Origin of the sequence: Geofilum rubicundum JCM 15548 (assembly GCF_000974365.1) — a bacterium.
GTDB lineage: Bacteria > Bacteroidota > Bacteroidia > Bacteroidales > Marinilabiliaceae > Geofilum > Geofilum rubicundum.
Genome location: NZ_BAZW01000081.1, coordinates 1 through 12,325 on the forward strand (window position 1 = coordinate 1; position 12,325 = coordinate 12,325).

10 protein-coding genes and 1 pseudogene are annotated in these 12,325 nt (G+C 43.2%); all 11 read left to right on the plus strand.

Going from position 1 to position 12,325, the window contains the following annotated elements; translation table 11 throughout:
• Positions 1–202 precede the first annotated feature (202 nt).
• The 11 genes and pseudogenes from JCM15548_RS18950 to JCM15548_RS18995 all read left to right on the plus strand — a co-directional run bounded on the left by JCM15548_RS18950 (position 203) and on the right by JCM15548_RS18995 (position 12,246).
• Positions 203–505 carry a VOC family protein gene (locus JCM15548_RS18950; protein ID WP_262487157.1) on the plus strand — a complete coding sequence of 101 codons (303 nt, stop codon included), beginning with the start codon at positions 203–205 and terminating at the stop codon, positions 503–505.
• Positions 439–612 (plus strand): VOC family protein, encoded by a 174-nt coding sequence (locus JCM15548_RS25895; protein WP_262487158.1) that lies wholly within the window; start codon positions 439–441, stop codon positions 610–612. Before JCM15548_RS18950 ends, JCM15548_RS25895 begins: the two co-directional genes overlap by 67 nt.
• A 150-nt stretch (positions 613–762) precedes the next feature.
• Positions 763–2,219 (plus strand): annotated as a pseudogene (locus JCM15548_RS18955) (acyl-CoA carboxylase subunit beta).
• A gap of 12 nt (positions 2,220–2,231) precedes the next feature.
• Positions 2,232–2,513 carry an OadG family transporter subunit gene (locus JCM15548_RS18960; RefSeq protein ID WP_227626036.1) on the plus strand — a complete coding sequence of 94 codons (282 nt, stop codon included), beginning with the start codon at positions 2,232–2,234 and terminating at the stop codon, positions 2,511–2,513.
• A gap of 91 nt (positions 2,514–2,604) precedes the next feature.
• Complete coding sequence (locus tag JCM15548_RS18965; protein WP_062128581.1) at positions 2,605–3,030, plus strand: acyl-CoA carboxylase biotin carboxyl carrier protein subunit; 426 nt, start codon at positions 2,605–2,607, stop codon at positions 3,028–3,030.
• A gap of 61 nt (positions 3,031–3,091) precedes the next feature.
• Complete coding sequence (locus tag JCM15548_RS18970; protein ID WP_083985260.1) at positions 3,092–4,384, plus strand: sodium ion-translocating decarboxylase subunit beta; 1,293 nt, start codon at positions 3,092–3,094, stop codon at positions 4,382–4,384.
• Between the two features lie 321 nt (positions 4,385–4,705).
• Entirely contained in the window at positions 4,706–5,779 is a 1,074-nt protein-coding gene (locus tag JCM15548_RS18975; protein ID WP_062128585.1) for an efflux RND transporter periplasmic adaptor subunit, read from the plus strand.
• Between the two features lie 109 nt (positions 5,780–5,888).
• Positions 5,889–8,843, plus strand: coding sequence for an efflux RND transporter permease subunit (locus tag JCM15548_RS18980; protein ID WP_227626037.1), 2,955 nt, complete (start codon positions 5,889–5,891; stop codon positions 8,841–8,843).
• A gap of 172 nt (positions 8,844–9,015) precedes the next feature.
• A complete protein-coding gene (locus tag JCM15548_RS18985) occupies positions 9,016–10,371 on the plus strand; it encodes a TolC family protein (protein WP_062128587.1) in 1,356 nt (451 codons plus the stop codon).
• A 148-nt stretch (positions 10,372–10,519) separates the two neighbouring features.
• Positions 10,520–11,446: a sensor histidine kinase gene (locus JCM15548_RS18990; protein ID WP_062128591.1), complete on the plus strand. Its 927-nt coding sequence runs from the start codon at positions 10,520–10,522 to the stop codon at positions 11,444–11,446.
• 11 nt (positions 11,447–11,457) lie between these two features.
• The gene (locus JCM15548_RS18995; protein ID WP_062128589.1) at positions 11,458–12,246 is read left to right on the plus strand and encodes a LytR/AlgR family response regulator transcription factor; all 789 of its coding nucleotides are present in this window, start codon (positions 11,458–11,460) and stop codon (positions 12,244–12,246) included.
• Positions 12,247–12,325 lie beyond the last annotated feature (79 nt).

Genomic DNA, 12,325 nt, shown 5'->3' on the forward strand with positions numbered 1-12,325 from the left:
ATCAACCCTTCTCACCCCATCCACCCTTCCCCCCCAAATACCTTTTTTTAGTGAATGGGGGAAGTGAATTTCTGAACAGGATAACCTGTTGTTCGATTATGTTTTAAAACAAGCTTTTTTTCCTTCTGTTTAATATGCTATTCGATGCTTTTACGCTATTTTTGTCGGCATTAAGTTGAAATTTATAAATTTTTTTATTGATATGAAGCCAACACATATTGAACACATTGGAATTGCTGTAAAAAATTTGGAGGAGGCGATTGCTTTCTACGAAAAGGTTTACGGGTTAGAATGTTATGCCGTTGAAGAAGTGGCTGAGCAGAAGGTGAAGACTGCCTTTTTTATGGTCGGACAGACCAAAATTGAATTGCTGGAGTCTACTGACCTGAGGGACCTATTGGTAAATTTATTGAAAAGAAGGGGGAAGGTGTTCACCATTTGGCCTTTGCTGTTGATAACCTTCAGAAGAGCCTGGATGAGGCTGCTGAAAATGGTGTTAAGTTGATTGACCAGACGCCTCGCAAGGGTGCTGAAGGGTTGAACATCGCATTCATGCATCCCAAATCAACTTTTGGTGTGTTAACCGAATTGTGTGAACATCCTGAGGAGTAGAAGTGTTAGAAGTTTGAAAATTTAATTATCAATTAATTCTGTTTAATTATGTCAAATCAGGATAAGATCCAAAAGTTAATTGACTTGCGCACCGAGGCTAAATTGGGTGGTGGTCAGAAAAGAATTGATGCACAACATGCCAAAGGTAAAATGACGGCACGTGAGCGGATTGAGGTTTTGCTGGATGATGGTAGCTTCGAGGAGTTTGATATGTTTGTGACGCATCGTTGTACCAATTTTGGTATGGAGAAGCAAAAGTTCATGGGCGATGGTGTTGTGACTGGTCATGGTACCATTGACGGCCGCATTGTTTATGTGTTTTCACAGGATTTCACTGTTTTTGGTGGTTCTTTGTCGGAGACTTTTGCTCAGAAAATTTGTAAGGTGATGGATATGGCCATGAAGGCCGGTGCGCCTGTTATTGGTATCAACGATAGTGGCGGTGCACGTATTCAGGAAGGGGTAACTTCTTTGGCGGGTTATGCGGAGATTTTCCAGCGTAACATTATGGCTTCAGGGGTGGTTCCGCAGATTTCTGCCATTTTTGGTCCTTGTGCCGGTGGTGCGGTTTATTCGCCTGCTTTGACGGATTTTATTATGATGACCGAGGAGTCGAGTTACATGTTTGTAACGGGTCCTAAAGTGGTTAAGACAGTTACAGGTGAAGATATTACCACTGAGGATTTGGGTGGTGCTGAAGTGCATGCAACCCGTTCAGGGGTGTCTCATTTTCTTTTGGAAAATGAGGAAGAGGGTTTGCTTTTGATTCGCAAGCTGATGTCTTATCTTCCCCAAAACAATCTGGAAGAGCCGCCATTGGTGGAATGTCTGGATCCGATCGATCGTATTGAGGAATCTCTGAATACCATTATCCCTGATAATGCCAATCAGCCTTATGATATGAAGGAGGTGATTTACACTATGGTGGATGAGGCGAATTTTTGGAAGTTCACCGCAATTATGCCAAGAATATTATTGTAGGATTTGCCCGCATGGGTGGTTCTTCTATTGGTATTGTGGCCAATCAGCCCAGCTTCCTGGCCGGGGTGCTCGACTGTGACGCTTCTCGCAAGGCGGCGCGTTTTGTGCGTTTCTGTGATGCTTTTAATATTCCTATTCTGACTTTGGTGGATGTTCCCGGATTTTTGCCCGGTAGTGGTCAGGAGTACGCAGGTATTATTACCCACGGTGCCAAACTGATGTTTGCTTATGGTGAGGCGACTGTGCCTAAGGTAACGGTTACTTTACGGAAATCATATGGTGGTGCGCACGATGTGATGAGCTGTAAGCAATTGCGTGGTGATTTGAATTATGCATGGCCTACTGCTGAGATTGCTGTGATGGGGGCTTCCGGTGCCATTGAGGTGTTGGAAGGACGTGCCTTATCGGCCATCGAAGATCCTGAGGAACGTGCTAAAGTGAAGGTTCAGAAGGAGGAAGAGTACAAGGAGAAGTTTGCCAATCCTTATCAGGCAGCTGCTTATGGTTATATTGATGATGTGATTGAGCCGCGTAATACGCGTTTCCGTGTTATCAGAGGGTTCCAGAGTCTGCAGACCAAGAAGTTGACCAACCCTCCTAAAAAGCATAGTAACATACCTTTATAATAGCCACATACTATGATGACCTTTTTAATTAACGTTGAAAATTGGGAGTGGTCAGATATCTACGTAATAACCGCTGTTGGTTATTCCATCGTTTTTCTGGTGTTGGTGCTGTTGATTTATGTCTATAAGTTACTGCCGGTAATACTCAGTTTTAGCAAGAGAAAATCCAGTTCCTCGGGGCCTGTGAGGGCGAAAGGTGAAAAGGAAGCGTTTGTTCCGGGTGAGGTGAATGCCGCTATTGGCCTGAGCTTCTTATGTATTTTAATGAGCAACATGAAGATGAAAGTAATGTGATTACCATCAAACGGGTGGCCAGAACTTACTCGCCATGGAACTCAAAAATTTACGGTCTCAGAAATGTCTTATCCCGCTAATCTTGTAACAAATGAAGAAGTTTGAGTTTACCATTAATGGTAATAAATACGAAGTCAATTTGAAGGATGTTGATGAAAACATCGCTCATATTGAGGTCAATGGTACTGATTACTCCGTTGAAATTCACCGTGAGATTAAAAAGAATAAAACACCAAGACTGGTTCGTTCGGAAGTCCGCCAAAAACCGGGCGAGGGCCACATTGTGAAAAAAGGTTCTACCGGGGGGCATCAGGTGCTGGCACCACTTCCCGGTAGTATTTTCAAGATGTTGGTGAAGGAAGGTGATGAGGTGAAAAAGGGCGACGTGCTTTTGATTATGGAAGCCATGAAAATGGAGAACAACGTGATGTCTGAAAAAGAGGGGATTGTTAAATCCGTTCGGGTGAAGGTGGGCGACAATGTTTTACAAAACGATGTGCTCATTGAACTTGTGTAAGGGGCTCCTTGACTTAATGTTGAATCTCTGGAGTTTTCGACTTCATTAAATCTAAAAGAACGTGAGAAAGTTTGTTACAATTTTCACCCTATTAAGTCTGCTGACAATGCTGTCGATGCTTGTCGGACAAGGCGATCTGCTGGCCGCAGCGCAGAGTTCCGGTTCTGCCGGAAGTTCGATGATGAGTGGCCTGGAGATTTTCTGGAATTACACCGCTTTTGCGTCGGTTAATCCCCAGTATTTAATCATGATTGTGGTCGGTCTGTTTTTTATTTACCTGGCCATCAAATACAATTACGAACCGCTTCTGCTCATTCCCATAGGTACGGGTATCATCATCGGAAATATTCCGATGCAGGAAGGGTTTCAGATTGGTATTTATGAAGAGGGGTCGGTGTTGAATTACCTCTATTTTGGGGTAACCCAAGGTATTTATCCGCCACTGATCTTTTTGGGCATTGGGGCGATGACCGACTTTTCGTCGCTCATTTCCAATCCGAAGCTGATGTTGCTGGGTGCGGCGGCTCAGATTGGTGTGTTTGGTACTTTTATTGGTGCCATGGCGCTGGGCTTTGAAATACATGAGGCGGGTGCCATTTCAATTATTGGTGGTGCGGATGGACCGACGGCGATTTTTGCTTCGGCCAAGCTGGCGCCGCACTTAATTGGTAGTATTGCCATTGCGGCGTATTCCTACATGGCCTTGGTTCCAGTGATTCAGCCGCCGATTATGAATCTGCTGATTTCTAAAAAGGAAAAGCTGATTCGGATGAAGCCGCCCAGATCGGTTTCTAAGTTGGAGAAAATTCTTTTCCCCTTGATTGGCTTGCTGTTGACGCTCTTTATTTCGCCGAGTGCCTTGCCTTTGCTGGGTATGCTTTTCTTTGGAAATTTATTGAAGGAATCGGGGGTTACCAATCGTCTGGCTGAGACGGCCAGGACGTCCATGATTGATATTATTACCATTTTGTTGGGCTTAACAGTGGGGGCTTCTACGCAGGCTTTCCGACTGGCAGCTGATCCTGTGACCGGGGAAATGGTGAATCAAGGTTTCCTGACAACCAGCTCGATCAAGATTTTTGTTCTGGGAGCGATTTCTTTTGCGGTGGCTACGGCGGGTGGTTTGCTTTTTGCCAAACTGATGAATGTCTTCCTGAAAAAGGAGGACAGAGTCAACCCGTTGATTGGTGCTGCCGGTGTTTCGGCTGTGCCGGATAGTGCCCGGGTGGTTCAGCATGAAGGTCTGAAGGCCGACCCAAGTAACCATTTATTGATGCATGCCATGGCGCCCAATGTGTCGGGTGTTATTGGTTCGGCGGTTGCGGCGGGGATTATGTTGAGTTTTCTTATGTAATGTTTTTTTACTTTTTGCTGCAGCCAAAAAAGTAAACAAAAAAATGCCGCTGCTGCATGAAATAGACTAAAAATCCAGTTGCGGTTGCCGCAATCGGACGATTGATTAAATATATTTTTTTGCCTCGGAATTAAGGAGAATAGTACTCTTTAGTTCCGGGGCTTTTTATTGGTTTTGCATGGGCATGTAGGATTGGATATTGATTTTTTGGTTCAATTGGTTATTTGGTCATTTCAGCCCTGCACTTTTTTTACTTCCGCAATTCATTTTCAAATCGGTGCAATGCCACATCTATATTTGAGGCCTTAAAAATAATCCCAAATGGAAGGATTAATAAAACGAATAGTGAAAATGAAATTATCGATGTTTTATTTAGCCATTGGCTGCTGGTCAATATTGGCTATAGGATGTGGAAGATCCGAGGAATCGGTTGCTGTCCCAAGAAATGTTAAAGTGGTTGGAATAAGTAGTAACGGACTACGCCCGACTCATGAGTTTAACGGCGTGCTTGAGGAGGTCCAGAAGGCAGATCTTTCTTTCCGTGTGAGTGGACCCGTTATTAGCGTGTTGGCCGAAGAGGGAGATGTTGTAAAGCAGGGAGAACTTTTGGCGGCGATAGACCCTCGTGATTATGAGGTGCAGCAAAGGAGTGCTGAGGCTCTGTTTAAGCAGTCTAAGGGTGAATATGACAGGTTTAAGGAGTTGTATGAGCAGGGAAAATTACCTCCGAACACGATCGAAAAATTGGAAGCTGCCCTTCTGGCTTCAAAAAGCAATTTTGAAAGGGCATCCAATGCCCTAAATGATACGCATTTATTTGCTCCTTTTTCGGGTGTGGTTTTTCAAAGAAACATTCAAAAACATGAGACGGCTGTTCCGGGAGCAATTGTATTTACCATTATTGATATGAGCGAGCTGGAGGTGGTGTTTGGGGTGCCTGAATCTATGGTGGCGCAGATCGTTGTTCAAACGGCTGCCACGGTTCAGGCAGGTGGGTTGGATATACCTGCAACGATTAAGTCTGTAGCCGGTAAATCTGGATCCGACAATTTATTCGAAGTCCGTTTGTCTATTAACAACCCTGATGCCAAAGTTATTCGTCCGGGCATGAACGCCAGAATTGTAATGGAGATGGATCATATGCAGCAGGCAGGGGTTTCGGTACCTGTTGAGGCTGTGTTTTATCAAAAGGGGGAATCATTTGTCTGGGTGTATGAGGATAGTACCGGGACGGTTGCTTCAAGAAGCATAAAAGTCGGGAAGATTCTTTCGGGAGGCCGTATGGAGATTTTAAGCGGACTAGATGGGCACGAAAAGGTTGTCTCTGCTGGTGTTCACTCCTTGTTTGAAAAGCAGGAAGTGCGTGCCATTGAACCAACTTCTATGTCGTTGTAATATATACAATTAGTGTTTTTGTAATCAAATAGCTCGTTTGTTGTATCTCTATTCAGTTGAAACGGTACGACCTGTTGACATCCATTCTTATTTTTAAATTTCGGATTACATGATTGATAAAATTCTTGATCAAAAGGCTTTGTTAATAGCTTTCCTGGCCATTCTTATCCTTGGGGGCATTGCTTCATTTTCAAGTCTTAGCAAGCTTGAAGACCCTGAAGTTACTGTTAAGGCTGCGGTTATTGCTACGCCCTACCCCGGAGCTTCAGCGTTGGAGGTGGAAAAGGAGGTGACCGATGTGCTGGAAAAAGCCATCCAGCAACTTCAGCATATCGATTATATTGAATCGGTTTCCATGCCGGGTATGTCGCAAATCACAGTATATATTGAGGGGTATGTTACCATGGATGAACTTCCTCAGAAATGGGATCATTTGCGAAGGAAAATAAACGATGCGACCAGTTCTTTGCCAGCCGGTGCCATGAATCCCATTGTGAATGATGATTTTGGGGATGTTTTTGGGATATTTCTGGCTTTAACCAGTGATGGTTATAGTTACAAGGAGTTAGACGAGTATTCTGAATTCTTAAAAAATGAATTGTTGCAGGTTGATGGGGTTAAGCGGATAAATATCATTGGACAAAGGACAGAAACCGTGGAGATTAAGTTTTCTTCTGAGCGTTTTGCGGCCATGGGGTTGAACCCCATGGCCATTGTTCAGACTTTAAATGATCAGGGCAACGTGGTAGATGCGGGTACGGTTGTCGCGGGCACTGAACGTATTCGTATTGCGCCAGGAAGTAAATTTCAGTCACTCGATGAAATCCGAAATCTAAACATTCAAGGTAGTAATGGCAAAAGCTTTCGTCTGGGAGATGTGGCCGCCATAGAACGTGCCTTTTTAACCCCTCAAAGAAGCGGATTCAAGTATAACAACATGGCGTCTCTGGGCTTAGCTATTTCCATGCAAAGCGGCGATAACATTATTCATCTTGGGGACAGAATTGACCTTTCTCTGGCGCAGTTAATGAAGGAGATACCCGCCGGTATAGAGGTGCACAAGATTTACGATCAGGCGGCACAGGTTCAGTCGGCGATAGGGGACTTTACAATTAATTTAGCTGAGTCGGTGGCTATTGTTATTGTGGTGCTCTTGTTGGCCATGGGTTTTAGAGCAGGTTTGCTCATTGCCAGTAGTCTGGTGTTTACCATTCTTGGGACTTTCGTTATTATGGGTTTCTTAGATATGACTCTGGATAAGGTTTCATTGGCGGCCATCGTTATTGCAATGGGTATGCTGGTTGATAATGCCATTGTGGTGGCTGATGGAATCCTGGCTGATTTAGCGAAAGGAATGGACAAGAAGCGGGCTTTTGTCTCTGCTGCCAGGCAAAACGCATTTCCTCTTTTGGGTGCAACGGTGGTTGCTGTTCTGGCATTTATGCCCATGGCGTTTAATACAACTGCTGCCGGAGAATTCATGAAGCCCATGTTTTACGTATTAGCCATTTCGCTGAGTTTGAGTTGGGTTTTAGCGATGATACAAGTGCCATTTATGGCTTCCATCTTTTATAAGAATGGTCATAAAAAGGGTCAAGGTACGGGTGCTAAACGAAATGTTTATACCGGACCGGTGTACCGTGTGTTTGGGGGCGTTATCAGGTTTGCTTTGTGGCATAAGTCGATGTTTGTTGCTGCAACAGCATTGGTTTTGGTGCTTTCTTTCAGTGCTTTCAGTTTGCTCAACAAGGATTTTTTTCCACAGCAGGAGTACAACCAGTTTTTGGTTGAGTACCGTTTGCCCCAGGGCAGTGATATTTATCGGGTTGAAGAGGACCTTGAGTTGATGACCAAGGAGTTGTTGCAGTGGGATGAAATAAATTTTGTAGCTAGTTCGATTGGAAGTTCGCCTGTGCGTTACACTTTGTCCCGTCCAATGAATAGTTATAATCCCCGCTATGGTGAGCTCATAGTCGAAGTGAAGGATGGTGTGCGAATTTTGGATGTTATAACCAAAGCTGAATCGCATTTAATAGATAAGTTTCCTGAGGGAGAAATCAGATATAGCCAGTATAGCGCTATGGGTGGAGAGTATAAGATTCAGGCCGTATTTATTGGTCCGGATTCGGAGGTCTTGAAGCGTTTGGCTTCCGAGGCAAAAGAACTGATGCATCAGGATCCGGATGTTGTTTTTGTCAATGACGATTGGGGCAATGAAATAAAAGTGCTGTCTCCTGTTTATTCGCCGGTTAAAGGACAAAGGCTTAATATATCGCGGGGGGCAATGGCCTCGACTTTGGCAATGGCTACGGAAGGGATGCCAATTGGCGTATTTTATGAGAATAATACCAGTATGCCGATTATGATTAAGGTGGATGGTGAGCTTTCACAAAAGCCAGAAATCATTGAATCACTTCCTGTATGGGGAAATTATTCGGGCTTCAGCGTGCCATTAGGGCAAATCATTGATACGGTGGCCATAAATAGTGAATCCTATTTTGTAAAACGCTACAATGGACAACGAGCTATTAAAGCGCAATGTGATCCGGCCCGAGGTTTTACGGCACCTTTAGTTTTGAGCAAGTTCAAGTCCGATATTGAAGAAATTCCATTACCGGATGGCTATAAGCTTGAGTGGCATGGAGAATTAAAGAATAGTAATACGGCCAATCAGGCACTTATGGAGAATTTACCCTTGGCTCTGTTGTTGATGATTATTATTACCATTGCCCTGTTTAATAATTTTAAACAACCGGTCATTGTGTTTATGATTTTCCCCTTGGCTTTCGTTGGTATTATTGTTGGATTTCTAGTTACCCGTTTGAATTTCGGATTTCTGGCTATAGTTGGGGCGCTTGGTTTGATTGGGATGATGATAAAAAACACGGTGGTGCTGCTCGATCAAATTAATATTGAAATTAAATCCGGCAAAATTCCCGTAATAGGTGTTATCCGTGCTGCTGTATCCCGAGTCAGGCCTGTTAGTCTGGCCGCATTGACCACCATTTTGGGAATGTTCCCGTTGGTCTTTGATGATATTTTCCAGTCCATGGCCATTGCATAATGTTCGGTCTGCTGATTGGTACTGTTATTACTCTGCTGGTTGTTCCTGTTTTGTATGTTCTTTTTTACAAGGTGGATACCAGTAAGTTAAGATTGATAGGAAAAATAAGGAAGGATTAATTGCTTTATGCAGAATGAAATTTGACAGGAGTTAATTTTGAAAAATAAGAACAATGAGAATCTTACAATATATTTTGGCTTTTATGGGCGTTTTCTTTCTTTCATTTATAGAAATGAGGGCCCAAACAGTCGTTACCCTGGAAGAATGCCACCGGGATGCGCTTGCCTATAATAAATCACTGGATCTTTCCCGTATGGATTTGGATTATGCCGAGACCGCCATTAAGGCGGCTCGTACAGCTTTTTTTCCAAAGGTGGACGGATCTGCATCTGTCATGTTTCTCCCGGACTTTGAGGGTGTTTCATTTTCCGGATTTACATTGCCCACCACGGAGGAGGCTTTGGCAGGAAACTTTGCGGGGACAAGTGGTGTGGATGTTCCCGGCTTTGATTTGGGAATGAATGATTTGAAAATTTACATGGGTGGCATTACCGTTGAGCAACCCATTTATGTTGGGTCTCGCATCCGTTTAGCCCATCAAATGGCCGAAATTGGAGCAGATATGGCCGGTGAAGCGCTTAACCTCACAAGAGCAGAGGTGATTCATGGTACAGATCGTGCATTTTGGAGTCTGATGGCTGTTCAGGAGCAGGTTCTTGTTCTGGAGAATCATGTTGAAGCACTTGACTCTTTAGAAGATCAATTGAAGGTTCAGTATGAACTTGGAATTGCTCCTCGCAGTGAAATGCTCAAGGTGTCTGTTATGCGCAACGAAGCCAAGCTGCGTTTGGTGGAGGTGACTAATCTTTTAGATTTGACAGGCATGAATCTGGCACGTCTTACTGGCAGGCCTTTGGATGAGCCGCTAAGAGCAGCGGCCAATACACAGGAAAACATTGAACCGAGGATGCAATTGACTTCAACGACTGATTTTTCTTTGCGTCCGGAGTTGCAAATATTGAAGCATCAACAGGAGATTAGTCGCCTGGAGCGCTTGTCTGTAAAAGGTGAATACCTGCCCCGGATCGGTGTCAGTTTTGGGTACCAATATTTGCATGTCCCCGATTTGATTTCTGGTAGTTGGACTATGACTTTGGGTGCGGGTGTTTCTATACCACTTATTCATTGGCGCGAACGAAAATTCAGGACCGATATGGCGCGTATTAATGAAATGAAGCGTGAAATTAATTACGATGATACCAGAAACCTTATCGCTTTGGAAGTACAGCAAAACCAAATGAATTTGAAATCGGGTGTCAAAAGAATTGAGCTGGCACAAATGAATTTGGAACAGGCCGAAGAAACCATGTCAGAGGTTGAGATCAGCTTCAGGGCAGGTTTAAATTCGGTTACCGATCTGTTAAATGCTCGCGTTGCTTATCAAAGAGCAGCTGCTTCCCTGATCGAAGCTCAGGCTAATCTTGAAATAATTACCTCTGCTTATTTAAAATCTGTTGGTTTGTTGTAGTTTTAGGTCAGGATATTTATTTGATTATGATAAAAAGAATGCGCTTGTTAATTTAGGGGTTAAGTTGTTTGATATCAGGCGACTTGGCATTGAGTTTTTGGTTTCTGTATTCATAGCCTGGCTCATTGTGGCGCTAATAGGATCGGGCATGGAGAGAAACCTCCTAATTATCAGGCCTTTCTTATTTACCGTTATTACGCTGGTGGGGCTCTGTGAAGGTATCTTTATTTTTGATGCTACAATATCCAGATATTATCCTTGGCATACTGCTGTTAAAAAGCGTGTCCTTGCTTTATTTTCTTTTTCCCTGGTGTGGCTGCCTTTTGTGGTATTCATGGCCACCCGCATGGCTCGGTTTTTATTTGAAGAACATCCCGATAAAGCGTCTGTTAATGTGAGTGTGGCTGTTACCGTGCTGGTATTGTTTTCATTAATTTATTTGATTAGCCTCATCGGTTTTAACTATCATGAAACCCTTAAGCGCTTTATCATCGAGAATGAGCGCTTGCAGCGCGAGAAATTGGAATTGGATTATTTGTCTTTGCAAGATCAGCTCAATCCACATTTTCTGTTCAACAACATTAGTACACTCATGGCTCTGATTCCTGAGAATAGTGATAAAGCACTCAACTTTGCAGGTAATTTTGCCGATGTTTACCGCTATGTTTTAATGAGTTCTCGTCATAAGTTGGTTACTTTGGAGGATGAGTTAACATTCATCCGTTCTTACATTGCGATGCATCAGGAACGCTTGGGGGATGGTTTGTTCGTGACGTATCGGATATCAGAAGATGAACTTAAGCGAAAAGTTCCTACTTTAAGTCTTCAATTTTTGGTGGAGAATGCCATAAAGCATAACATTGTAAATACCAAGGAGCCTTTATTTATTGAAATTTCAGCGAAAAATCATTTGTTGATTGTTAAAAATAACCTGACGCCCAAATTGTCCACTTACTCAACCAATACTGGTTTGGGAAACCTCAAACGCCGCATTCAGTTTCTGGCACCTGATAAAGACCTGATTATTAGAGATGATATTGATTCTTTTACCGTAAAAGTTCCTACTTTTAAATAATTCTTAAAAATATGATGATGAAAGCTGTTATAGTAGAAGATGAGGCTTTTCTGGCAAAGATGCTTCAAAAAATGATAGCTGAGGTTCAGCCAGATTGCGAAATATTAACCACGGTTAATGGTGTTGCAGAGGCTGTGGACTGGTTCAAGGGGCATCCTGAACCCTGCATTGTTTTTATGGATATTCAGCTTTCGGATGGTGTTTGCTTTGATATTTTTGAAGAAGTGGATCTTAGTAACAAGGGGATCATTTTTACAACAGCTTATGATGAATACATGCAGGATGCTTTTGAATTCAACAGTATTTCGTACCTGCTAAAGCCAATTAGAAAAGAGGCTTTGGAAAAATCTTTTGAGAAGATTGGTAAAATTCGTGGAACCTTAGATCAGTTTTCAAAGACAGGTTCTCTGGATCAATTGTCTCAACTGATGCAGCAATTTAAGCAGTTGAACCCGCGATTTCGGGAACGTTTTATGATTGCCCGTGCCGATGGTTACATTCAATTGCCTGTTAAGGAGGTGGCTTGTTTTTATGTGGAGGAAAAGGTGGTGAATGCTTATACTTTTGACGGGAAGGTGCATGTTGTTGATTTTTCGCTTGAAAAACTGGAAGAAGAGTTGAATACCGATCAATTTTTTCGTGCTAACCGACAGTTTATTCTGAATATGGATGCCATTGACCGACTTGAAAATTATTTTGGTGGCAAATTGGTTGTTCGGTTAAAGAGCCATTTTGATATTGAGCGGATAGTGGTCAGTCGCAGTAAAGCAGGGATGTTGAAGAGGTGGTTGGATAGGTAGGGGAGGAAGAGGTCAAGAGGTCAAGAGGTTATTAGGTCAATAGGTCGTTAGGGTAGGTGGGGTTGATGGGGTTTTATTG